The organism is Micromonospora arida, assembly GCF_042873195.1.
GTDB classification, from domain to species: domain Bacteria; phylum Actinomycetota; class Actinomycetes; order Mycobacteriales; family Micromonosporaceae; genus Micromonospora; species Micromonospora arida.
In genome coordinates this window covers 292,300-313,778 of sequence record NZ_JBIALC010000001.1, presented here as the reverse complement: position 1 = coordinate 313,778, position 21,479 = coordinate 292,300, and the positions used below count along the sequence as shown (strand labels likewise).

Here is a 21,479-nt window from a genome sequence, read left to right as displayed (position 1 = left end):
GTGGTGGCGGGCCGACCCTGTCCTGCCGTCAGTGGCGTCTCAGCGGCCGCTGACCGAGGGCGCCGGTGCGGGCGATCCGCCGGCCACCGCGCCCGGGTGTGCCGGGGCGACCGGTGCGGGCTTGAGCCCGGGCGGCACCGGCAGGGCGCTGCCCCGGGCGAACTCGTCCCAGCTCACGTTCCACGCGGTCCAGCCGTTGCCCGGCTGTAGCTCCACCTCGGTGCCCTTGACGGTGACCAGGTCACCAACCTGCGTCACCCCCATCAACCAGTCGGCTGCGGTGGCGGAGACGTTCGCGCAACCGTGCGAGACGTTGGTGTTCCCCTGGTCCCCCTCCGACCAGGGGGCGGAGTGGATGAACTCGCCGCCCCAGGTGTAGCGCTGGGCGTCGTCGACGTCGACCACGTAGCCGCCGTCCGGCTCACCCCGGGTGTCGAAGGTGACCCGTTCGTGCTTCTCCATGATCACCATCTTGCCGCTGGAACTCGGCGTGCTCGGCTTACCCAGGCTGACCGGGATCCGGCGGACCTGCTTGCCGTCGCGCAGCACGGTCATCTGCTTGGTGGCGTTGTCGATCTCCAGCGAGACCTGCCGTCCGATCTTGGAGGTCGCGGTCCGCTCGGCGTCGCCGACCAGCTTCTTTCCGATCGGCAGGCCCTCCAGACCGGCCCGGACACTGATGGTGGTCCCCGGCTTCCAGAAATCGGGGGCGCGGTAATAGACCTGACTCCCGTCCTCAAGCCACGACCAGGTGCCCGGTTGGGGTGGATTGGTCTTTACGAACAACCGCCGCTGAACATCCGCCCTGGCCTCTTTCGGAATTCCTGGGTCGAACGCCACCGTTACCGGCATCGCCGTGCCGTACGTCCGATTGCCGTTGAAATAGAGTGTGCTGGTGATCTGCGGCTTGGTCGATTTGGCCATGGTCGTGAAGGTGGTGGTGCGGGTGGTGGTGGCACCGGAGTCACCGGTCGCGGTCACCTCGGCGGTGTAGGTCCGTCGTGGTTGCAGCGGGGCGCTCGGCACCCAGCCGGAGCCGTCCTCGCGCGGCTCGGCGTTGACCTGCTTGCCCTTGTCGTCGGTGAGGCGTACGCCGGTGACCCGCCCGCCCTTGACCACGGCGCCCACCTCGGCACTGACCGGGACGTCCCGGGCCTTGTCCCCCGGCGTCACAGCGAGTTCCGGTGGGGCGGCGTGCTTCTTGGCCGAGCCGGTCGCCGATCCCCGGTCGGCGGTGCACGCACCCAGGACGAGTGGTGCGGCTGCGATGGTTACCGCCAACAGCGTCAATCGCCGCCTAGACGTCATGTTTCAGTCCCCCCGTTTCGACTTCCCTCCGCCATATTCTTGCCCGCTTGCGGGGTCCATTCGCGGCATTCGGAAATAATCGCCGGCGCATTTATCGACGCATTTTCCGACAATGCTCCGCTTGGCCGGAACAGTGGTCCAACGGACCCGTGTCATGCGTTTTGCTCCGCTTGAGCGACGCGACGTCGACTGTCCGAATGGAAGGGTGGCGGCATCTGGGGGTGCCCCCGCTTCATGATCGACTCGGCCTCAAGGGAGTCGCGGCATCCCGGTCGCCCTGATACCGCGACTTCCAGGAGCCCGAGTGGATCAGGCGCCGTGGCGAACCGGGCCGGGCGGCTCACACGGCGTGGAGGTGCGGGAAGTAGAAGGTCAGGTCCGGTGTCGCACCTCGTGGGCAGACTTTTGTCAGCTGAAGCGAAACTTCCGGCGAACGCGACAAAGCTTTGCCTTCGTCCGGAGGCAAGAGTAAGGTCTCGATCTAGATAGAGGGTTGCCCATTCGTCGATCAACTTGCCGCCACCTCTGCCGGGTCGCCGCGTTCCGCTCCCGATGGGTCCGGGCCGCACCCGCGCCGTCCCTCACCGTCCAGCCGGAGCCCGCCTCCGGCCAGTTCGGCGCGCCCGGCGGACGGCAGTCAGGTCGACCGCCGCCGACGGCGTACCAGCCGTCAGGAAGGGACCACCACCATGGATCAACAACTCAACCGACCGGGGCCGACGCCGGCGTCCGAGCCGGTCAGCCGGCGTGGAGTGCTGCGCGCCGCGACCGTCTCCGCGGCCGCTGTCGGTGCCGCCGGTCTGCTCGGCGGCCCGGCCGTCGCCGCGCCCGCCGCTTCCACCGGGCAGGCCCAGGGCCGCCGCCGGGTGCCGGTGGACCGGATCAGCATCCAGCTCTACACGCTGCGTGATCAGCTCGCCGCCGACCTCCCCGGCACCCTGGACGCGCTGCGCCGCATCGGCTACCGGCGAGTGGAGCACGCCGGTTTCGTCGGACGCACCGCCGCACAGTTCCGGGCCGCGCTCGACGAGGCCGGGCTGCGTTCCACCTCCGGGCACGTCGGCATCCCGCAGCCGTTCGACGCCGCCATGTGGGAGCAGGCTCTCGCCGACGCCAACGTGGTGGGCTGTAAGAAGATCGTTCACCCGTACTTCGGTCGGGACGCGAGCGGTCAGCCGATCCGGGACCCCGCCGTCTACCGGGCCCTGGCCCGGGACCTGAACCGCGCGGGTCGGCTCGCCGAACGCGCGGGGCTGGACTTCGGCTACCACAACCACCAGCTCGAGTTCGTGCCGCTGACCGGCGGCTCGACCGGGTTCGACATCCTCAGCTCGCAGACCGATTCCCGGCTGGTCCACTTCGAGCTCGACCTCTACTGGACCTGGCGGGGCGCTCACGACCCGGTCGACGTGATCCGGGCCAACCGCGGTCGGATCCGACAGGTGCACGTCAAGGACCTCGACGTCGAGGGTGGTTTCGCGGACCTCGGCGACGGTGTCATCGATTTCGGCCGCATCTTCGCCCACGAGCGGGAGGCCGGCATCGAGGAGTACATCGTGGAGCGTGACGACGCGGGTACCGCGCCGCGCTCCCCCGCCGACGCCCTGGACACCGCTCGCGTCGGCTTCGACTATCTCGCTTCACTTCGGTACTGAAACAACCCCGGGGGACTCACCTGATGAACAGGACCGCATTCGCGTCCGCCCTGCTGCTGGTGACGGCCGGTCTGGCCGTACCACCGTCGGCAGCGTCCGCAGCGCCGGCCGCGCCGCCGGACAGCAGCTTCCAGAAAGTGACACTGAACGACTTCCCGGGCGAGCCGATGAGCCTCGCCGTCCTGCCCGACCTGCGGGTGCTGCACACCTCCCGCACCGGTGAGGTCCGCATCCACGACCCGCGTACCGGGCTGAACACCCTCGCCGCCGACATTCCGGTGTACGAGCACGACGAGGAGGGGTTGCAGGGCGTCGCCATCGACCCGAACTTCGCCCAGAACAAGTGGGTGTACCTGTACTACTCGCCGCCGATGGACACTCCGGTGGACGACCCGGCGACTCCCGGCGTCAACGAGGGGGACGCGCCGGAGACCGGCACCGAGGCGGACTGGCAGCGGTTCAAGGGCGCGCTGCGGCTGTCCCGGTTCAAGCTGGACGGGATGAGGCTGAACCTCGCCAGCGAGCAGCAGATCATCGACGTGCCCACCGACCGGGGCATCTGCTGCCACGTCGGCGGCCAGATCGACTTCGACAGCAAGGGCAACCTGTACCTGTCGACCGGTGACGACACCAACCCGTTCGCCTCGGACGGCTACATCCCGATCGACGAGCGGGCCGACCGCAACCCGGCGTACGACGCCCAGCGCACCTCGGCCAACACCAACGACCTGCGCGGCAAGCTGCTGCGCATCAAGGTGAAGGCCGGCGGTGGTTACACGGTGCCGGCCGGCAACCTGTTCAAGCCCGGCACGGCGCAGACCCGCCCGGAGATCTACGCGATGGGGCTGCGCAACGCGTTCCGGTTCGCCGTCGACCGGCGTACCGACGACGTGTACCTGGGTGACTACTCCCCGGACGCCTCCAACCCGAACCCGGAGCGCGGGCCGGCCGGGCACGGTCGGTGGATGCGCATCGACAAGCCGGCGAACTACGGCTGGCCGTACTGTGTGACGCCGACGATCGCCTACCGCGACTACGACTTCGCCACCGGCGAGTCCGGCGCCAAGTTCAACTGCAAGCGCCCGGTCAACGACTCGCCGCACAACACCGGCAAGCGGCAGCTGCCGCCGGTCGAGCAGCCGGAGGTCTGGTACCCCTCGGCCGCGTCGGGTGAGTTCCCGCAGCTGGGCAGCGGCGGGATCGGCCCGATGGGTGGCCCGGCGTACGAGTACGACGGGACCAGCACGTCGCGTACCCGCTGGCCGGCCTACTACGACGGGGTGCCGCTGTTCTACGAGTGGACCCGGGACTACATCAAGGAGTTCCGCCTCGACGAGGACGGCGACGTCAACGACATCCGCCCGGTGGTGCCGTCGCTGGTGGTGGACAACCCGATGGACATGGAGTTCGGCCCGGACGGCGCGCTCTACGTCCTGGAGTACGGCGACGGTTACTTCGCCGAGAACCCGGACGCGCAGCTGTCCCGGATCGACTTCGTGCGGGGCAACCGGACGCCGATCCCGAAGATCAGTGGCACCCCGACCGTCGGGCAGGCCCCGCTGACCGTCGCGTTCTCCAGCGCCGGCACGACCGACCCGGACGGTGACAAGCTCAGCTACGCGTGGGACTTCAACGCGGACGGCTCGGTGGACAGCACCGCTCCGAACGCGAGCTGGACGTTCCCGGAGAACGGTTCGTACACGCCGACGCTGAAGGTCACCGACCGCACCGGACGGTCCGCTTCGGCAACCCTGCCGCTGGTGGTCGGGCCGACCGCGCCGATCATCGAGTTCGTCGCCCCGGAGGCCGGGCAGCCGTTCCAGTTCGGGCAGACGGTCGCGTACGAGGTGAAGGTCACCGACGACCTGCCGGTGGACTGCTCCCGGGTGAAGGTCACCTACGTGCTCGGGCACGATGAGCACGGGCACCCGCTCTCCACCTCGACGGGCTGTTCCGGGACCATTCCCACCTTCCTGGACGGTGGGCACAGCGGCGCGGACAACCTGACCGCCGTGTTCGTCGCGGAGTACACCGACGCCCCGACCGACCCGGGCGTACCCCCGCAGTCCGCTTCGGCGACGGTGGTGCTGGACCCGACCCCGGTGGCGGGTCTGGCCGGCTGATCAGTTCAACCACGACAGTGGCGGCGGCCGGATCACTCCGGCCGCCGCCGCACGTCGTTCAGCTCCACGTTCTCGCCGGCACCATCGCCGGGGCGTCCCGACGACGGCCAGTGGCCGGTCAACTCCAGTCGCTGTCCACGTGGTTGTCCCGCCACCGTCCGCCCACCGGCGGGGTGTCCAGTCGCATCCCCTCGTCGGCATTGCCGGCCAGGTCGTTGTCCTCGACCCGGCAGTCCACGCAACTGCCCCGTTCGGTGATCCACAGCCCGTGCGTCTGGGTCGGGTTCTCGTGGTTGTCCCAGAGCCGGTTACCCCGGATGGTGGCCGAGTCGAACGGCGCGTCGATGGTGATGCCGGCCCGCAGCTTCGGTGCGGCGTCCAGTTCGTATCCGCATCCCGGCGGTGGCACGTCCCCACTCCACGCGCTGAACGCGTCCGGGCGGACCGGGGCGAGGGTGAGTTCGTCGCCGGTGTTGGAGGCCACCGTGGCCACGGCCTTCCCGACCCGCAGGACCTTGCCCCGGTGCCCGTCGTGCGGCCAGTTGGCCGACCGGTCCACCAGGCACCGCTCGCTGTAGTGGACGGCGTCGCCGGTACCGCCGGTGCCCTCGCCGTACTGCCGTCCGTTGTTGCGGATCCGGTTGTTGAGCAGCACCGCGTCGGTCATCTGGTGGTCGATGCGGATCGCGTCGAGGCCGTTGCCCCAGAACTCGTTGCTCTCGATCACCACGTCCCGGATCGAGCCCCGGTAGCCGCGCCTGAGGTCGTGCGAGTGGTAACCGTGCCGGCCGTTGCCGCTGATCCGGTTGCCCCGGACGGTGTACGGGCCAGGGCTGTTGCCGATGCTGACCCCGTCGCGCAGGTTGCCGTCGATGACGCAGTCGGTGAGCAGCCCACCCCGGCCGGCCACGGACGAGGTGCCCTGCGACGACACGTCGAAGCCGGCCTCCAGGTTGCCGGTCATCGTGCAGGCCGAGACGATCAGACCGTCGGCACCCCAGTCGGAGATGCCGAACCGGTTGCCCTGACTGTGGCAGCCGACGATGCGGTAACCGCGGGGCGGTTCCCAGTAGTCCTTCTGCAGCTCCAGGAAGATCCCGTTGGTGCCGTTGGCCAGGGCGGTGCAGTTGGCGATGGTCAGCCGCTCCACCGCTCCCCAGCCGCCGATGCCGATCCCGATGCCGGCGCCGCCCATCTGCTCGCCGTTGTCCAGGCGGCCACAGCCGACCACCACCACGCCGTCGATCAGGGAGTCCTGGAGGAAGTCGCAGCCCAGCCCGGTGGCCGCGGTGTGGTGGATGTAGAGGTTGCGGAAGACGCCCCGCACCACGTACTGGAGGCCGAGGCCCTTGGCCAGGTAGTTGTACTCGGCCATGGCGACGCCGGAGCCGTCGATCTGAAAGTCGGAGAAGGTGCAGTCGGCGATGTGCCGGTCCCGGTCGGCGCCGTGCTGCACCGTGGTCCAGAAGGCCAACGGGGTGGGGTCGGCCCGGTTTCCCTCGTTGCTGAGCATGAACCGGGTCGCCGCCGGGCCGGCCCCGATCAGTGACACACCGCTGCGCCACACCGTGCCCGCGTCCCGGATCGAGTAGATGCCCGGCGGGCAGTAGATGACCCGGGCCCGTCCGTCCGAGGCGTACCCGGCGCCGAGGCGGTCCACGAGGGCGGCCAACGCCGGCTGGTCGTTGGTCGCGCCGTCACCGGTCAGCCCGTACTCCAGCGCGTCGCAGTACAGCGGCGCGCCGGCCGAGGCGGGCCGTCGTACCCGGACTGAGTTCAGTAGCAGCTCGTTCGCCACGGCCACGGGCGGGCTCCCTTCAACGCGTTCGGTGCGCTCCGGCGGGGCCGACTTCCCGGTGAGGCCGCCGGGAAACCCCGGCCCGATGACACCGCCGGGAAACCCTGGCCCGATGACACCGCCGGGAAACCCCGGCCCGATGACACCGCCGGGAAGCCCCGGACGTGCGCCGGCCCCGGCGCCGCACGGGCAGCGCCGGGGCCGAGGGGGTACGCGTCAGACGGCGGCGATCAGCAGCGCCGGGCGCTCCACGCAGTCGGCGACGTGCCGCAGGAAGCCGCCGGCCACCCCACCGTCGCAGACCCGGTGGTCGAAGGTGAGGCTGAGCTGGGTCACCTTGCGGACGGCGAGCTGCCCGTCGACCACCCACGGCTTGTCCACGATCCGCCCCACCCCGAGCAGTGCCGCCTCGGGGTGGTTGATGATCGGCGTGGAACCGTCGACGCCGAACACCCCGTAGTTGTTCAGCGTGAAGGTGCCACCGGTCAGCCGGGCCGGGGGCAGGCTGCCGGCCCGCGCGGCGGCGGTGGTCGCCGCCAGTTCGGCGGCCAGCTCGGCGGTGGTGAGCCGCTGGGCGTCGCGCAGCACCGGCACCAGGAGCCCCCGGTCGGTCTGCGCGGCGATGCCGAGGTGCACCCCGGCGGACTGGACGATGCGCTGCGCCTCGGTGTCGACCCGGGCGTTGAGCTGCGGGAACCGGCGCAGCCCGCTGAGGCAGATCCGGGCCAGCAGGGCCAGGATGCTCACCGGCGCGTCGGGCGTCGCGGCGTTGATCGCGGCGCGGGTCTCCAGCAGCCCGGTGGCGTCCACGTCGACCCAGATGGTCACCTCCGGGATCTCCCGCCGGCTGCGGGAGAGCTTGTCGGCGATCACCTTGCGGACGCCGGTCAGCGGGACGATCACGTCACCGTCACCGACCGGGGCCGATCCGACCTGCGGGTCCGGCACGGCGGCGAGCCGGGCGGCGGGCGCGGTCAGCGCGGCCTCCACGTCGGCGCGGCGGATCACGCCCCCGGGTCCGGTGCCCCGCACCGTGTCGAGGTCGACGCCGTGCTCGCGGGCGAGCCGCCGCACGATCGGCGAGATGACCAGGGCGGCGGTCGGCGGTGCCGGGTCGCTGGACGCGGCACCGGCACCCGTGCCGGTCGGGCCGGCGTCGGCCGGTTCGGGGGCCACTGCCAGGCGGGGCCGGCGCCGACGGCGGGTGGCGGTGCCGTGGCCGGTGCCGTACCCGATCAGCACGTTGCCGGAGCCGGCGCGCTCCTCCTCGCGGTAGGTGGCGTGCCCGGCGGGCTCGTCGCCCCCGTCCAGCGGCGCGATGGTGATCAACGGCTGGCCGACCGGGCGTACCTCACCGGCCGCGCCGTGCAGGGTGACCACCCGCCCGGCGTACGGGCAGGGCACGTCGACGACGGCCTTGGCGGTCTCCACCTCGACCACGCTCTGGTCGACGGTGACCACGTCACCCACGGCGACCCGCCACTCGACGATCTCGGCCTCGCTCAGCCCCTCACCCAGGTCGGGCAGGAGGAAGACCTGCGTGCGTTCGACGGTGGTCATGCCGCCGCCCAACGCGCGTCCGGCTGGTCGTCCCACTGGAGGCGGGCCACCGCGTCGAGCACCCGGTCCACGCCGGGCAGGTGGGTGTGCTCCAGCATCGGCGCCGGGTACGGGATGTCCAGTCCGGCGACCCGCAGCACCGGGGCGTGCAGCGCGTGGAAGCAGCGCTCCTGCACCCGGGCGGCGATCTCCGCGCCGACGCCCGCGAACCCGGGCGCCTCCTGGATCACCACGCACCGGCCGGTACGCCGAACCGAGGCGGTGATGGTCTCGTCGTCGAACGGCACGATGGTGCGCACGTCGACGACCTCCAGGTCCCACCCCTCCTCCCGGGCGGCCTCGGCGGCCTCCAACGCGACCGGCACCGCCGGCCCGTACGCCACCAGCGTGGCGTCGCGTCCGGGCCGGCGCACGACGGCCCGACCGAACGGCTCGTTGCGGGTCGGCAGAGACGCCTCGGCGCTGGCGAAGTAGAGCTTCTTGGGCTCCATGAAGACCACCGGGTCGGGGTCCTCGATCGCCTCGCGCAGCAGCGAGTACGCGTCGTCGACGGTCGCCGGGGTGACCACCTTCAGTCCGGGGGTGTGCGCGTAGTACGCCTCGGACGAGTCGCAGTGGTGCTCGACTCCGCCGATCCCGCCCGCGTACGGCACGCGGATGACGATCGGCACGCTCAGCGCGCCCCGGGTGCGGTTGCGCAGCTTCGCCACGTGCGAGGCGATCTGCTCGAACGCCGGGTACGCGAACGCGTCGAACTGCATCTCGACCACCGGGCGCAGGCCGGACATGGCCATGCCTACGGCGAAGCCGACGATGCCGGCCTCGGCGAGGGGGGTGTCGAAGCAGCGGTTCTCGCCGAAGCGGGCCTGGAGGCCGTCGGTGATCCGGAAGACGCCGCCGAGCGCGCCGACGTCCTCACCGAACACGACGACCCGGTCGTCGGCGGCGAGCGCGTCGGCGAGCGCCGTGTTGAGCGCCTTCGCCATGGTGGTGGCCATCAGGCGTCACCCTCCTCGGCGTGGGCGGCGGCCAGCTCGGCGCGGACCTGCTCACGCTGTTCGATCAGTTGCGGGGTGGGCTCGGCGTAGACGTGGTCGAAGAGGCTCAGGGGGTCGACCGTGGGCTGCTCGTTCATCCGGGTCCGCAGCTCTGCCGCGTACGCCTCGGCCTGCTCGGCGATCTCGGCGATCGCCGCGTCGTCGAGCACGCCGCGGGCGCGCAGGTAGGTCTCCAACCGGGCGACCGGGTCCCGGTCGCGCCAGGCGTCGACCTCGGCGCCGTCGCGGTAGCGAGTGGCGTCGTCGGCGTTGGTGTGCGGCTCCATCCGGTAGGTGTGCGCCTCGACCAGGAAGGGCCCCTTGCCGGCCCGGGCGTGGGCGACCGCGCGGGTGAGCACGGCGAGCACCGCGACCGGGTCGTTGCCGTCGACCTGCTCGCTGGGTACGCCGTAGCCGACGCCCTTGTAGGCCAGCGACGGCGCGGCGGTCTGCCGCGACAGCGGGACGCTGATCGCGTACTTGTTGTTCTGGACGAAGTAGACCACCGGCGCCTTGAACACGGCGGCGAAGTTGATCCCCTCGTGGAAGTCGCCCTCGCTGGTGGCGCCGTCGCCGATGAAGGCCAGCGCCACGGTGTCGCGACCCTGGTACGCCTCGCCGTGCGCCAGCCCGGCGGCGTGCACGCACTGGGTGGCGAGGGGGGTGCACTGCGGTGCGGTGCGTACCTCGGTCGGGTCGTAGCCGCAGTGCCAGTCGCCACGCAGCAGGGTGAGCACCTCGACCGGGTCGATGCCTCGGGCAACCAGCGCCATCGACTCGCGGTACGTGGGGAAGACCCAGTCGGTGTCGCGGACCGCGAGGACCGCGCCGACCTGGCACGCCTCCTGGCCCCGCGAGGACGGGTAGACGGCGAGCCGGCCCTGCTTGGTCAGGGCGGTCGCCTGGGTGTCGAAGCGGCGGCCGAGCACCATCCGGCGGTACAGCTCGCGTAGCACCTCGGCGGGTGGTTCGGGGTAGTCGGAGCGGGCGGGCAGCGGCGTGCCGTTCTCGGCGAGCAGGCGGACCGGCTCGGCGTCTGGCAGCAACGAGCGCGCCGGGTCGGGCGGGGTGACCGTTCGACGGGTGCGCGGGGATGCCCTGCGGACCGCCTGGGGAGTGGTCGTCACGGCGGAACCTCCTGGGACGTGTGGTGAGCCTATGCTTCCGCTTGTGGATGATTGACTCAAGATCGACACAGAAGGCGGGACGGTTGGCATGCGGAGGACCCATCAGTGAGCCAGGAGACCGCCGACGAAGCGAGCCGGGGCGCGGGATCGGGACGATCGGCCCGAGCCCTGGACGAGGTCGACCGGCGGATCCTCGACGAGCTGGTCCGCGACGGTCGGACGTCGGTGCGCACCCTCGCCGAACGGATCCACATCTCCCGCACCAACGCGTACGCGCGGGTGGAGCGGTTGCTGCGCGACGGGGTGATCACCGGGTTCCGGGCCCAGGTGGCGCCCGAGGCGGCCGGGCTGGGCACCTCGGCGTACATCGCCCTGACCATCGAGCAGAACACCTGGCGGGAGGTGTCGGCCGAGCTGGCCCGGGTGCGCTACATCGAGCACGCCGCGCTGCTCGGCGGTGACCACGACGTGCTCGCGCTGGTGCGCGCCCCGGACAACGCCGCGCTGCGCGACGTGGTGCTGGGCCGGGTGCAGAGCATTCCCGGGGTGCTGTCCACCCGCACCTGGCTGGTCTTCGAGGAGTTCGACGGGCTTGGCAGCCCCTGGGCGTGACCGCCGGGCTCAGCGCTCCGGCGGGGCCTCCAGCCCGTCGCGGTCGGCCAGCTCCAGCAGTGGTTCCAGCGAGTGCCGGTCACCGTCCAGGCCGGCGTGCGGGTCGCCGCGCTCGGCGAACCGGGCCGGCATGCTGAGCACGTCGAAGTCCTCCGGACGGACCTGGTCCAGCTCCGACCAGTCCAGCGGCGCGGAGACCAGCGCGGCCGGCGTCGGCCGGATCGAGTACGCCGAGGTCACCGTGTGGTCGCGGGCCATCTGGTTGTAGTCGACGAAGACCGGGCGATCCCGTTGCTCGCGCCACCAGGTGGTGGTGACCACGTTCGGCAGGCGGCGCTGCATCTCCCGGCCCAGCGCGAGCACCGCCCGACGGCAGTCACCGAAGCTCCACCGCGGCTCGATCGACAGGTAGACGTGCAGCCCCCGACCGCCAGTGGTCTTCGGGTAGCCGGTCATGCCCAGCTCGGCGAGGAACGCCCGCACCTCGTGCGCCACCGGCACCACCTGCTCGAAGCCCACGCCGGGCATCGGGTCCAGGTCGATGCGCAGCTGGTCGGGGCGTTCCACGTCGGCGGCGGTGACCGGCCACGGGTGGAACCGCAGGGTGCCCAGGTTGGCAGCCCAGATGACGACGGCCAGCTCACTCGGCGCGACCTCGTCGGCGGTACGGCCACTGGGGAAGGTGATGTGCGCGGTCCGCACCCACTCGGGCGCGCCGGCCGGCAGCCGCTTCTGGTAGAACGCGTCGCCCCGGTTGGTCTGCCGGGTGGCGATCGTCGCGCCCTCGAAGACACCGCGCGGCCAGCGTTCCAGCATGGTCGGCCGGTCCCGCAGCGCCCGCAGGATGCCGTCACCCACCGCCAGGAAGTAGCGGACCACGTCCAGCTTGGTCAGCCCACGCTCGGGAAAGTACGGCTTGTCGGGGCTGGAGACGCGGACCAACCGCTCCCCCACCTGGATCTCCTCCGCCACCGTGGCCACGCCCTGAGGGTACGACGCACAAGCGCGCCGTACGGCCACCGAGCGGACACTGGCGCGGCGCCGACGGAGCTGGCCTTCGACGGCAGCGATGACGCGCTCGGTCAGGTGAGCAGCAGCACGCCGACCACGACCAGTGGCAGCCCGACGAAAAGGAAGATGCCGACCCCGGTGAGCACGCGCCCACCGCCGGCCGTCTCCCGCTCCGGAGCGGCACCGAAGATTGCGCGCGGGCCGAGCATCCCGATTCGACTCAGCGTCAGGTCGCCCGTCATGCCGATGAGCCCGCCCACCACAACCAACCCGATGCCCAGCCGACCGGCGTAGTCACCGCCACCGACCGCCACCCAGATCATTGCCGCGACTGCGACCAGCGCCCCGACCACCACGAACAACAGCACCGCTTCCCGCAGACCTCGCAAGACAGTCATTGTCGACCCCCCGTCGGCTGTCCGGCGCACATTGTTTCGCATCACCAGATCGCGGCGCTGCCCTGAAACCGACAGCGACGACCGGACACGGTTACCGTCGGCGGCGCCCGGGTAGGGGGGCCGCATGGCGGAACTGGCAACCCTCTGGATCGTTCGGCACGGCGAGAGCACCGCGAACGTCGCGGCGACGCACGCCGAGGCGTCGGGCGCGGAACTGATCGACCTCACCCACCGCGACGCCGACGTGCCGCTCTCCGCGACCGGCGAGGAGCAGGCTCGGGCGACCGGCCGCTGGCTGGCCGAGCTGCCGGACGCGAAGCGCCCGGACGTGGCCGTGGTCTCGCCGTACCTGCGCGCGGTGCAGACCTCGCGGCTGGCGCTGGACGGCACCGACATTCCCGTCCACCGCGACGAGCGGCTGCGCGACCGGGAGCTGGGCATCCTCGACGGGCTGACCGGGCACGGGGTGCGCCGGCGGTACCCGGACGAGGCCGACCGCCGGGAGCGGTTGGGCAAGTTCTACTACCGGCCGCCGGGTGGGGAGTCCTGGACGGACGTGGCGTTGCGGCTGCGGACGCTGCTGGGCGACCTGCGCCGCGACCACGAGGCTTGCCGGGTGCTGCTCTTCGGCCACGACGCGCTGGTCTTCCTGCTTCGCTATCTGGTGGAGGGATTGACCGAGGACGAGCTGATGGCGCTCACCCGGCAGGACGTCATCGCCAACTGTTCGATCACCGAGTGGTCGGCGGACGGCGAAGACCGTCTGGCCCTCACCGCCTTCAACGATGTCGCGCACCTGCGTCAGCAGGGCGCCCAGCCGACCAGGGAGGACGAGATCCATGCCGAGCCGGTCTGAGGTGAAGGTGATCACCCCGACGTTGCTGCGGGACTGGGCGCTGCCGGTGCCGGTCGGTGGAAAGGAGAGCCGGGGCACCGTGCTGGTGGTCGGCGGTTCGCGCTTCACGCCGGGCGCGGTGCTGCTCGCCGGGGTGGCGGCGTTGCGCGCCGGTGCCGGAGTGCTTCAGCTCGCCGCCGCCGAGTCCACCGCGGCGGCGCTGAGCATCCAGGTGCCCGAGGCGCTGGTGATCGGTCTGCCGGAGACCGCCGACGGCGCGGTGGCCGCCGACCGGGACGGCCAGCTCGGCGACCTGGTCACGCGGGCCGACGTGGTGGCGGTCGGCCCCGGCCTGAAGGCGATCGACGAAACCAACCGCCTGCTGAGCCTGGTCCTGGAGGCGGCCCGACCGGACACCTCGCTGGTGCTCGACGCGTACGCCCTCGGTGCGCTCAGCCACGCACCGGACCTGCTGGTCGGGTCGGGTCGGCCCGTGGTGCTCACCCCCAACGTCACCGAGGCCGGGCACCTGCTCGGGCGGGAGCAGGGCGACGACCTGGACGCCGAGGCGGCCGAGTTGGCCGCGCGGTACGAGGCGGTCGTGTCGCTGTACGGACACGTCGCCGCCCCGGACGGGCGGGGTTGGCGGGAGGAGAGCGGCGACGCCGGGCTGGGCACCTCCGGCAGCGGGGATGTGCTCGCCGGGTTGCTGGCGGGGCTGCTGTCGCGGGGTGCCGACCCTGCGCAGGCGGCCTGCTGGGGCTCGTTCGCGCACTCGGTGAGCGGCCAGCGGCTGATTCCCCGCTACGGCCGGATCGGCTTTCTGGCTCGGGAGTTGCTCGACGAGATCCCCCGCACCCTGGCGATGGTCTGAGGCGGTTTCACCTGTTTCCGCATTCGGCGTCGGGGTACCGGAACCTCACCAGCCGAGACTTTTCAACCCGCCCCGCCCCGCCCCGCCCCACCCCGCCCCACCCCGCCCCGCGATCTTGCACTTTCTGTTGCTGATTAGCGACGTCTCGTGCGGTTTTGTCGCGACAGAAAGTGCAAGATCGCGGGAGGAGGGGTGGCGGGGGGCCAGGGGGTTAGCAGCCTGGTTCGGCTATCCGGCGGTGCTGCTCGGACTTGAGCCGGTCCGGAATGATCTTGCCGGCCGCGGTCTGCACCTTGTTGATCGGTAGGTGTGGTGATGTTCTCGACTCCTTCTGTGCGAACCCTGGCCGCACCCGTGACGGCGCGGTGGTCACCTACCGTGTGCCCCGCGACGCATCGCCCAATCACGTCGGCGGGGTCGCCTCCCGGAGGGCGGCCCGAACGGCCGGTTCCGGCCCGGTAGGATCCTCCCGGGCCGTTACTGGCGCGTGGGGATGGAGAACCATCGGGGAGCGGCCTCGTCACGTGGACGTTTGCCGAGCGCCTGGGCCTTCCCGCACGTCTGTTGGAGGTCACATGTCCCGCAACGCCGAGTCCACCGCATTCCGGAGTGCCCTTGAGGTGATCCGGGCTGTCGAGCCGCGGGTCGCCGACGCCATCGGCGCCGAGCTGACCGACCAGCGGGAGTCGCTCAAGCTGATCGCCAGTGAGAACTACGCCTCCCCGGCGACCCTGCTGGCCATGGGCAACTGGTTCAGTGACAAGTACGCCGAGGGCACCGTCGGCCGTCGCTTCTACGCCGGCTGCCAGAACGTCGACACCGTCGAGGCGCTCGCCGCCGAGCACGCCCGGGAGCTGTTCGGCGCCGCGCACGCGTACGCGCAGCCGCACTCGGGCATCGACGCCAACCTGGTCGCCTTCTGGGCGGTGCTGGCCGACCGGGTGGAGTCCCCCGCCCTGAAGAAGGCCCAGGTCCGCCAGGTCAACGACCTCACCGAGGCCGACTGGTTCGCGCTGCGCCGCGAGCTGGGCAACCAGCGGATGCTCGGCATGTCGCTGGACGCCGGCGGCCACCTCACCCACGGTTTCCGGCCGAACATCTCCGGCAAGATGTTCGACCAGCGCAGCTACGGCACCGACCCGGCGACCGGCCTGATCGACTACGACCGGGTGGCCGAGGCCGCCCGCGAGTTCAAGCCGCTGATCCTGGTGGGCGGCTACTCGGCGTACCCCCGGAAGGTGAACTTCCGGATCCTGCGCGAGATCGCCGACTCGGTCGGCGCGACCTTCATGGTCGACATGGCGCACTTCGCGGGCCTGGTGGCCGGCAAGGTGTTCACCGGCGACTTCGACCCGGTGCCGCACGCGCACATCGTCACGACCACCACGCACAAGTCGCTGCGCGGCCCGCGCGGCGGCATGGTGCTCTGCCAGCCGGAGCTGGCCGACCAGGTGGACCGGGGCTGCCCGATGGTGCTCGGCGGGCCGCTGCCGCACGTGATGGCCGCCAAGGCGGTCGCGCTCGCCGAGGCCCGCCGGCCCGACTTCGCCGACTACGCCCAGCGGATCGTGGACAACTCGCAGGCCCTCGCCGAAGGGCTGTTGCGTCGGGGCGCGAAGCTCGTCACCGGTGGCACCGACAACCACCTGGTGCTGATCGACGTGTCCGGCTACGGGCTCACCGGCCGGCAGGCCGAGCAGGCCCTCCTCGACTCGGGCATCGTGACCAACCGCAACTCGGTCCCGCAGGACCCGAACGGCGCCTGGTACACCTCCGGCATCCGGATCGGCACCCCGGCGCTCACCACGCGGGGCCTGGGCACCGCCGAGATGGACCAGACCGCCGAGCTGATCCACACCGTGCTGACCCAGACCACCGCCGGTGCCAACGCCGACGGCACCCCGTCGAAGGCGAAGTACACGCTGGACGCCGGCCTGGCCGACAAGATCGCCCGCCAGGCCACCGACCTGCTGGCCACGTACCCGCTCTACCCCGGCATCGACCTGAGCTGAGCGGCGCCGCCACTGACGGCAACGTCGCCCGTGGCACTTGCTCCAACCAGCGATGTACCTCTGAGTCATAGTTATGCCCCAGAGGTACATCGCTCACTGAGATGAGTGCCGCGGCGGCGGGGCCGTCGCAGGCCGGTGCCCCTCAGGCCATCGGGCGCTTCAGGTGGTAGCGATGGACTTCGGTGCTGCCCTGGACGTTGTTGACGTCCTCGGCGGCGGAGACCAACTCCCACCCCTCCCGGCCGGCGCGGTTGAGGTGCGCGATGGCGGTGTCGCCGTAGGCGGTGATGTCCTTGCGTGACCCGTCCGGCGCGTACCAGACGAACGAGACGTGAAAATTGCGGCCCTGTCCCTGATAGCGACGGACGAGCAGGGCGTACTCCCAGGCAACCATGCGGCTTATTATGACCGTCCAACCAGGACGGCGGTACGCGGGTCATCGCGCATTGCCATCCGATGAACGCGGTGTGTCAACCCGCCCGGCGAGTCACCTCGTCGGTGATCAGCGCCGCGAGGCGATCCAGCCCGACGTCGATCTGCTCCGGTGTGACCGCGCTGACCGACAACCGCAACGCGCGCACCGGCGCGGTGTCGTCGTAGAAGTGCGCCATCGGCGTCCACAGCACCCCGTAGTCGCGCCCCGAGCGGTCCAGCAGCGCGTCATCGACCGGGAACGGCACGGTCACCACCACGAAGAACCCACCAGCCGGCACCGTCCAACGCACCGCGGGCCGGTCCGGCTGGTCCGGCAGAGCCGGGAAGCGCCGGGCGAGGCCGGCCACCAGGTGGCGCAGATTCCGGGTGTACGCGGACCGCTCCCGGGTGTTCGCGGCCACCAGGCTGCATCCGTGCTCCAGCAGCCGGCCCCCGATCACCGCCTGCGCGATGGGCGACGTGTTCACAGTGACCATGCTCTTGATCATGGCGAGTTGGTCGGCGAGCGGGCCGACCCGACCGCCCGGGCCGGCGACCCGCTGGTCGGCGACGACGTACCCGACCCGCGCGCCGGGGAGCACGGTCTTGGCGAACGAGCCGAGGTAGACGACCCGCCGGCCGGTGTCCAACGCCTTCAGGGTGGGCGGGCGCGGCCCGTCGTCGCTGTGGAACAGACCGTACGGGTTGTCCTCCAGCAGCAGCAGGTCCTCGTGCACGGCCAGGTCCAGCAACCGTTGCCGGTGTGCGGTGTCGATGCTGAGACCGGAGGGGTTGGCGAAATCCGGCATCAGGTAGCAGGCGCGCGGCCGCAGCCCCGCCGCCCGGGCCCGCTGCACCTGGGCTGCCAGGTCGGTGAGGTCGACCCCGGCCGACCCACCGGCGACCGGCCACACCGGCAGGTCCACCAGCCGGGCCGCCCCGGTCAGCCCGACGTAGGTCGGGGCGACCGCGAGCAGCACGTCCGCCGGCCCGGCCCGCAACGCCCGCAGCACCAGGAACATGGCCTCCTGGCAGCCGACGGTCACCACCACGTCCTCCGGGTCGACGGTGATCCCCTCGTCGACCGCGAGGTTTCGGGCGATCAGGTGGTGCACGATGCCCTTGGTCCGGCCGTACTGGAGCAGCAGCCGCCGGGCCTGCTCAGGTCGGTGCCCCAGGTCGTCGACGAGGTGCCGGTGGAAGGTGTCCAGGTGGCGGTGCACCGCCGCGAGGTCGAAGAACTCCTCGTACGGCCGGCCGGCCGCGAGGGACACCGCCGCCGGATAGCGCTCGGACACCTCGTTGAGGAAGTTCATCGAGGTCAGCGCCGGATCGCCCAGCGCGGGGTGCAGATCGGCGACGGTCAGGTCGACCGGTTCGGCGGCGCTCACCCCTCACCCCACCCCGAGGGTGCGCAGCTCGCCGGCCGCCACCACGTCGGCGCAGCCGGCCAGGGTGAGCGCGTCGGTCAACTCGGCGACGAGCAGCCCCAACGCGTCGCGGGCGGCCGGTTCGCCACCGGCGGCCAGCGCCCAGAGCAGCGGCCGGCCGACCAGCACCCCGGCCGCACCCAACGCCAGCGCCCGCAGCACGTCGGTGCCGCACCGGATGCCGCTGTCCAGCAGCACCTGGCAGTCGCCCCCGACCGCGTCGACGACCTCCGGCAGCATGGTGACGCTCGCCGGTGAGCCGTCCAGTTGCCGCCCGCCGTGGTTGGAGACGACCACCGCGTCCGCGCCGACCCGTACCGCCTCGGTCGCGTCGCGCGGGTCCAACAGCCCTTTGACCACCAGCGGTAGGTCGACCTGCTCGCGCAGCCACGCCAGGTCCGCCCAGCGCAGCGCCGGCGCGAACGACGCGGCGGTGTGCGCGGCGATCGCGGACACCCCGGGGGCACCGGAGTGCGCCAGCGCGTCACGACCGTCGGGAAGGTTCGCGGCGACCACCTCGGCCGGCAGCCGGAACGCGTTGCGCAGGTCCCGGGGACGTCGGCCGAGCACCGGGACGTCCACTGTGACCACCAGCGCGCGGCAGCCGGCCGCGACGACCCGGTCCAGCAGGTCGCGGACGAGCGCCCGGTCGCGCAGCCAGTAGAGCTGGAACCAGACGTCCGCGCCCGCCCCGGTGACCTGTTCGATGGGGGTGCTGCCCAGCGTGCTGGCCAGGTACGGGATTCCGGCCGCGCCGGCCGCCGCCGCCAGACCCAGCTCTCCGTCCGGGTGCACCAACCGCTGGTACGCCATCGGCGCCACCCCGACCGGCATGGCGTACCGGCGGCCGAGCAGGTGGGTGCCGAGGTCGACGGTGTCCACTCCGCGCAGCACCCGGGGCAGCACCGCGACCCGGTCCAGTGCGCGACGGTTCGCGGCGAGGGTCACCTCGGAGGCACTGCCGCCGGCCAGGTAGTCCCACACGTCCGGCGGCAGCACGGCCCGGGCCAGCTCGGCGTAGTCGGTGAGCGACACGGCCGGCAGGTCGGCCGACACCCGCTCACCCATCGCCCGACCCCGGGCCCGTCGCGGCATCCGGCTCGGCCGACTCGTCCACCCCGCCCGGCCCGGCCGGCAGCCCGAAGCGGTCGCGGAGGAAGGCCGCAGCGCTTTCCTGCGCGCGCCGACCGTCGGTGAAGGTGCCAGGCATGGCGAAGAACCCGTGGATCATGCCCGGGTAGTGCTCCACCCGGGTGGACACACCAGCGTCGCGCAGCCGCTCGGCGTACCGCTGCCCCTCGGCGCACAGAGGATCCAGGTCGGCGGTGATCACCAGCGCCGGCGGCAACCCGGACAGGTCGTCGGCGAGCAGCGGCGAGGCCAGCGGATCCTTCGCGTGCGCCGGGTCGGCCAGGTAGTGCGTCCGGTACCAGGCGACCGAACGGCGGTTGAACAGCGCCGGGTCGTCGTCCCCGGCCGGTTCGCCGCTCTGGTCGGTGTTCGGGTAGACCAGCAGCTGCGCGGCGAGCGGCGGCCCGTCCGTACGGCTGAGCAGGGTGACCGCGGCGGCGAGGTTCCCGCCGGCGCTGTCCCCACCGACCGCCAGCCGGGTCGGGTCGACGCCCAGCTCGTCGGCGTGCCGGGCGATCCACGAGGTGGCGGCGTGGCAGTCGTGCACCGCCGCCGGGAAGGGGTGCTCCGGGGCGAGGCGGTAGCCGACGGTGATCACCTGACAGGGCACGGCGTTGGCCAGCCGCCGGCAGATGCCGTCGGCGGTGTCGATGCTGCCGAGCGTCCAGCCGCCGCCGAAGAAGTACAGCAGGGTGGGCAGCGGACCCGGCCCGGCCGGTCGGTACACCCGCAGCGGCAGTTCCCCGGCGGGGCCGGGGAGCCGCTCGTCGCGTACCTCGGTCACCGGCTCGACCGCGCCGCTGCCGGCGCGGATCGCGGCCAGATCCGCGGCGCGCGCCTCGGAGAGGGTCTGTGCGTACAGCGGCGGGGTGCCGGCCGCGGCACGAGCCGCCCGGTACGCGGCCACCTCCGGGTGCACTGCCATGTCGCTCCTATCCACCGGTGCTGACGAGCAGCTTGTCGATCCCGCGCAGGAACAGGCTGCCGCTGTACGTCGGTGCCTCGGTGACCGTCAGCGCGGGGAACCTGGCGAACAGCCGGGGCAGCGCGAGGCGACCCTCCAACCGCGACACCGCCGCACCGAGGCAGAAGTGCAGACCCACCCCGAAGGCCAGCGACGGCGGGCCGGGACGGGTCGGGTCGAAGGTGTCCGGGGCCGGGAAGCGGTCCGGATCGCGGTTGGCCGCCCCGATCATGATCAGCACGTTGTCGTCGGTGGCGACCGGCACGCCGTGCAGCACGGTGTCGGCCGGCGCGGCGCGGGCCAGGAAGTGCACCGGGCTCGCCATCCGCAGCACCTCGTCGACGCAGCCCTGCGCCAGCGTGGCGTCGGTGGGCAGCGCCGCGACCGTCTGCGGGTGGGCCAGCAGCAACGGCAGCCCGTTGCTGAACATGTAGACGGTGGTGACGAAGCTGGCGTTGAACAGCACGATCAGGTTGCTGACCAACTCCTCCTCGGTCAGCTCCACCTCCCCGGAGTCGAGCGCCTCGACCAACGCGCTGAGCAGGTCGTCTCCGGGCACCCGGCGGCGGTGCCCGAGCAGCTCCCGGTAGAAGGCCCGCAACTCCCGCGCGGCGGTGTTGGCCGCGGCCAGCCGCTGCGGGGTCTTCCCCGCCACGTCCAGGAACTCGTCGATCCACTCCACCCGCTGGCGGTACCACGGCAACTCGGCGGCCGGGATGCCGATGAACTCGGCCATCACCAGGGCCGGGATCGGGTACGCGAAGTCGGCCACGAAGTCGACAACGCCCTCCCCGGCGTCCGCCATCCGGTCCAGCAGCTCGTCGACCACCCGCAGAATCACCGGTTCCAGCGCGCCGAGGCGGCGCGGCGTGAAGGTGCGGGAGAAGACGTGCCGCATCCGGGTGTGATCGGGCGGGTTGACGAACATCATCGAGGTCTGGAAGGTCCGCAGGATGTCCTGCTCCTCCCAGCCCGGCGGCGGCTGTTTCGTCCACTCCGGATCGCGCAGCAACCCGTCGACGAGGTCGTAGCCGACCGCGACGGCGGCCACCGTCCGGTGCTCGGCGCGCGCCGGCACCGCGCTGATCGGGCCGAGCCGGTGCAGGTCCGCGTACCACGGGTACGGGTCCTGTCTGCCCTCCTCGCTGTACAGGCCGGTGAGTATCTCGTCCACGTCCACGGCCAACTCC

General features: G+C 71.8%; 18 protein-coding genes and 1 riboswitch. Of the genes, 6 read left to right on the top strand and 12 right to left on the bottom strand.

All coding sequences use genetic code 11. The features are described from left to right. Positions 1 to 39 precede the first annotated feature (39 nt). Positions 40 to 1,308, bottom strand: coding sequence for a L,D-transpeptidase (locus ACFYP0_RS01555; protein ID WP_356976479.1), 1,269 nt, complete (start codon positions 1,306 to 1,308; stop codon positions 40 to 42). 689 nt (positions 1,309 to 1,997) lie between these two features. Between ACFYP0_RS01555 and ACFYP0_RS01550 the strand changes: the two genes are divergently transcribed. Both ACFYP0_RS01550 and ACFYP0_RS01545 read left to right on the top strand, forming a co-directional pair. Then, complete coding sequence (locus ACFYP0_RS01550) at positions 1,998 to 2,963, top strand: sugar phosphate isomerase/epimerase family protein (RefSeq protein WP_356976481.1); 966 nt, start codon at positions 1,998 to 2,000, stop codon at positions 2,961 to 2,963. A gap of 23 nt (positions 2,964 to 2,986) precedes the next feature. After that, positions 2,987 to 5,086, top strand: coding sequence for a PQQ-dependent sugar dehydrogenase (locus ACFYP0_RS01545; RefSeq protein ID WP_356976483.1), 2,100 nt, complete (start codon positions 2,987 to 2,989; stop codon positions 5,084 to 5,086). Positions 5,087 to 5,204: 118 nt separating this feature from the next. Here ACFYP0_RS01545 and ACFYP0_RS01540 read toward each other — a convergent pair whose 3' ends face one another. The 4 genes from ACFYP0_RS01540 to pdhA all read right to left on the bottom strand — a co-directional run bounded on the left by ACFYP0_RS01540 (position 5,205) and on the right by pdhA (position 10,608). Beyond that, the gene (locus ACFYP0_RS01540) at positions 5,205 to 6,884 is read right to left on the bottom strand and encodes a right-handed parallel beta-helix repeat-containing protein (protein ID WP_355496604.1); all 1,680 of its coding nucleotides are present in this window, start codon (positions 6,882 to 6,884) and stop codon (positions 5,205 to 5,207) included. A gap of 216 nt (positions 6,885 to 7,100) precedes the next feature. Continuing rightward, a complete protein-coding gene (locus ACFYP0_RS01535) occupies positions 7,101 to 8,444 on the bottom strand; it encodes a dihydrolipoamide acetyltransferase family protein (RefSeq protein ID WP_386993927.1) in 1,344 nt (447 codons plus the stop codon). Further along, entirely contained in the window at positions 8,441 to 9,445 is a 1,005-nt protein-coding gene (locus tag ACFYP0_RS01530) for an alpha-ketoacid dehydrogenase subunit beta (RefSeq protein ID WP_181539337.1), read from the bottom strand. The genes ACFYP0_RS01535 and ACFYP0_RS01530 overlap by 4 nt, the downstream gene beginning before the upstream one ends. Continuing rightward, positions 9,442 to 10,608 carry a pyruvate dehydrogenase (acetyl-transferring) E1 component subunit alpha gene (gene pdhA, locus ACFYP0_RS01525; RefSeq protein ID WP_386993925.1) on the bottom strand — a complete coding sequence of 389 codons (1,167 nt, stop codon included), beginning with the start codon at positions 10,606 to 10,608 and terminating at the stop codon, positions 9,442 to 9,444. Before pdhA ends, ACFYP0_RS01530 begins: the two co-directional genes overlap by 4 nt. 105 nt (positions 10,609 to 10,713) lie before the next feature. Between pdhA and ACFYP0_RS01520 the strand changes: the two genes are divergently transcribed. Beyond that, on the top strand, positions 10,714 to 11,220 hold the full coding sequence (locus ACFYP0_RS01520; RefSeq protein ID WP_124854498.1) for an Lrp/AsnC family transcriptional regulator: 507 nt from the start codon (positions 10,714 to 10,716) through the stop codon (positions 11,218 to 11,220). Between the two features lie 9 nt (positions 11,221 to 11,229). On the opposite strand, the gene ACFYP0_RS01515 is transcribed toward ACFYP0_RS01520, so the two are convergent. Both ACFYP0_RS01515 and ACFYP0_RS01510 read right to left on the bottom strand, forming a co-directional pair. Next, the gene (locus ACFYP0_RS01515; protein WP_356976485.1) at positions 11,230 to 12,201 is read right to left on the bottom strand and encodes a DNA polymerase domain-containing protein; all 972 of its coding nucleotides are present in this window, start codon (positions 12,199 to 12,201) and stop codon (positions 11,230 to 11,232) included. 101 nt (positions 12,202 to 12,302) lie between these two features. After that, on the bottom strand, positions 12,303 to 12,629 hold the full coding sequence (locus ACFYP0_RS01510; RefSeq protein WP_124854500.1) for a hypothetical protein: 327 nt from the start codon (positions 12,627 to 12,629) through the stop codon (positions 12,303 to 12,305). A 124-nt stretch (positions 12,630 to 12,753) separates the two neighbouring features. Between ACFYP0_RS01510 and ACFYP0_RS01505 the strand changes: the two genes are divergently transcribed. The 3 genes from ACFYP0_RS01505 to ACFYP0_RS01495 all read left to right on the top strand — a co-directional run bounded on the left by ACFYP0_RS01505 (position 12,754) and on the right by ACFYP0_RS01495 (position 16,350). After that, positions 12,754 to 13,485, top strand: coding sequence for a histidine phosphatase family protein (locus ACFYP0_RS01505; RefSeq protein WP_356976487.1), 732 nt, complete (start codon positions 12,754 to 12,756; stop codon positions 13,483 to 13,485). Next, entirely contained in the window at positions 13,469 to 14,338 is an 870-nt protein-coding gene (locus tag ACFYP0_RS01500; RefSeq protein ID WP_356976489.1) for an NAD(P)H-hydrate dehydratase, read from the top strand. The genes ACFYP0_RS01505 and ACFYP0_RS01500 overlap by 17 nt, the downstream gene beginning before the upstream one ends. 466 nt (positions 14,339 to 14,804) lie before the next feature. Beyond that, a riboswitch (ZMP/ZTP riboswitch) is annotated at positions 14,805 to 14,894 on the top strand. Between the two features lie 19 nt (positions 14,895 to 14,913). Beyond that, positions 14,914 to 16,350: a glycine hydroxymethyltransferase gene (locus tag ACFYP0_RS01495; RefSeq protein ID WP_124858885.1), complete on the top strand. Its 1,437-nt coding sequence runs from the start codon at positions 14,914 to 14,916 to the stop codon at positions 16,348 to 16,350. Positions 16,351 to 16,492: 142 nt separating this feature from the next. Here ACFYP0_RS01495 and ACFYP0_RS01490 read toward each other — a convergent pair whose 3' ends face one another. The 5 genes from ACFYP0_RS01490 to ACFYP0_RS01470 form a co-directional block, all read right to left on the bottom strand. Then, positions 16,493 to 16,753: a hypothetical protein gene (locus tag ACFYP0_RS01490; protein ID WP_091397680.1), complete on the bottom strand. Its 261-nt coding sequence runs from the start codon at positions 16,751 to 16,753 to the stop codon at positions 16,493 to 16,495. A 67-nt stretch (positions 16,754 to 16,820) separates the two neighbouring features. After that, positions 16,821 to 18,155: an aminotransferase-like domain-containing protein gene (locus ACFYP0_RS01485; protein ID WP_356976492.1), complete on the bottom strand. Its 1,335-nt coding sequence runs from the start codon at positions 18,153 to 18,155 to the stop codon at positions 16,821 to 16,823. Positions 18,156 to 18,158: 3 nt separating this feature from the next. Then, positions 18,159 to 19,262, bottom strand: a complete 1,104-nt coding sequence (locus ACFYP0_RS01480) for an alpha-hydroxy acid oxidase (RefSeq protein WP_356976494.1) — start codon at positions 19,260 to 19,262, stop codon at positions 18,159 to 18,161. Continuing rightward, the gene (locus tag ACFYP0_RS01475) at positions 19,255 to 20,250 is read right to left on the bottom strand and encodes an alpha/beta hydrolase (RefSeq protein WP_356976496.1); all 996 of its coding nucleotides are present in this window, start codon (positions 20,248 to 20,250) and stop codon (positions 19,255 to 19,257) included. The genes ACFYP0_RS01480 and ACFYP0_RS01475 overlap by 8 nt, the downstream gene beginning before the upstream one ends. Positions 20,251 to 20,257: 7 nt before the next feature. Beyond that, the gene (locus ACFYP0_RS01470; RefSeq protein WP_356976498.1) at positions 20,258 to 21,469 is read right to left on the bottom strand and encodes a cytochrome P450; all 1,212 of its coding nucleotides are present in this window, start codon (positions 21,467 to 21,469) and stop codon (positions 20,258 to 20,260) included. Between the last annotated feature and the right edge of the window lie 10 nt (positions 21,470 to 21,479).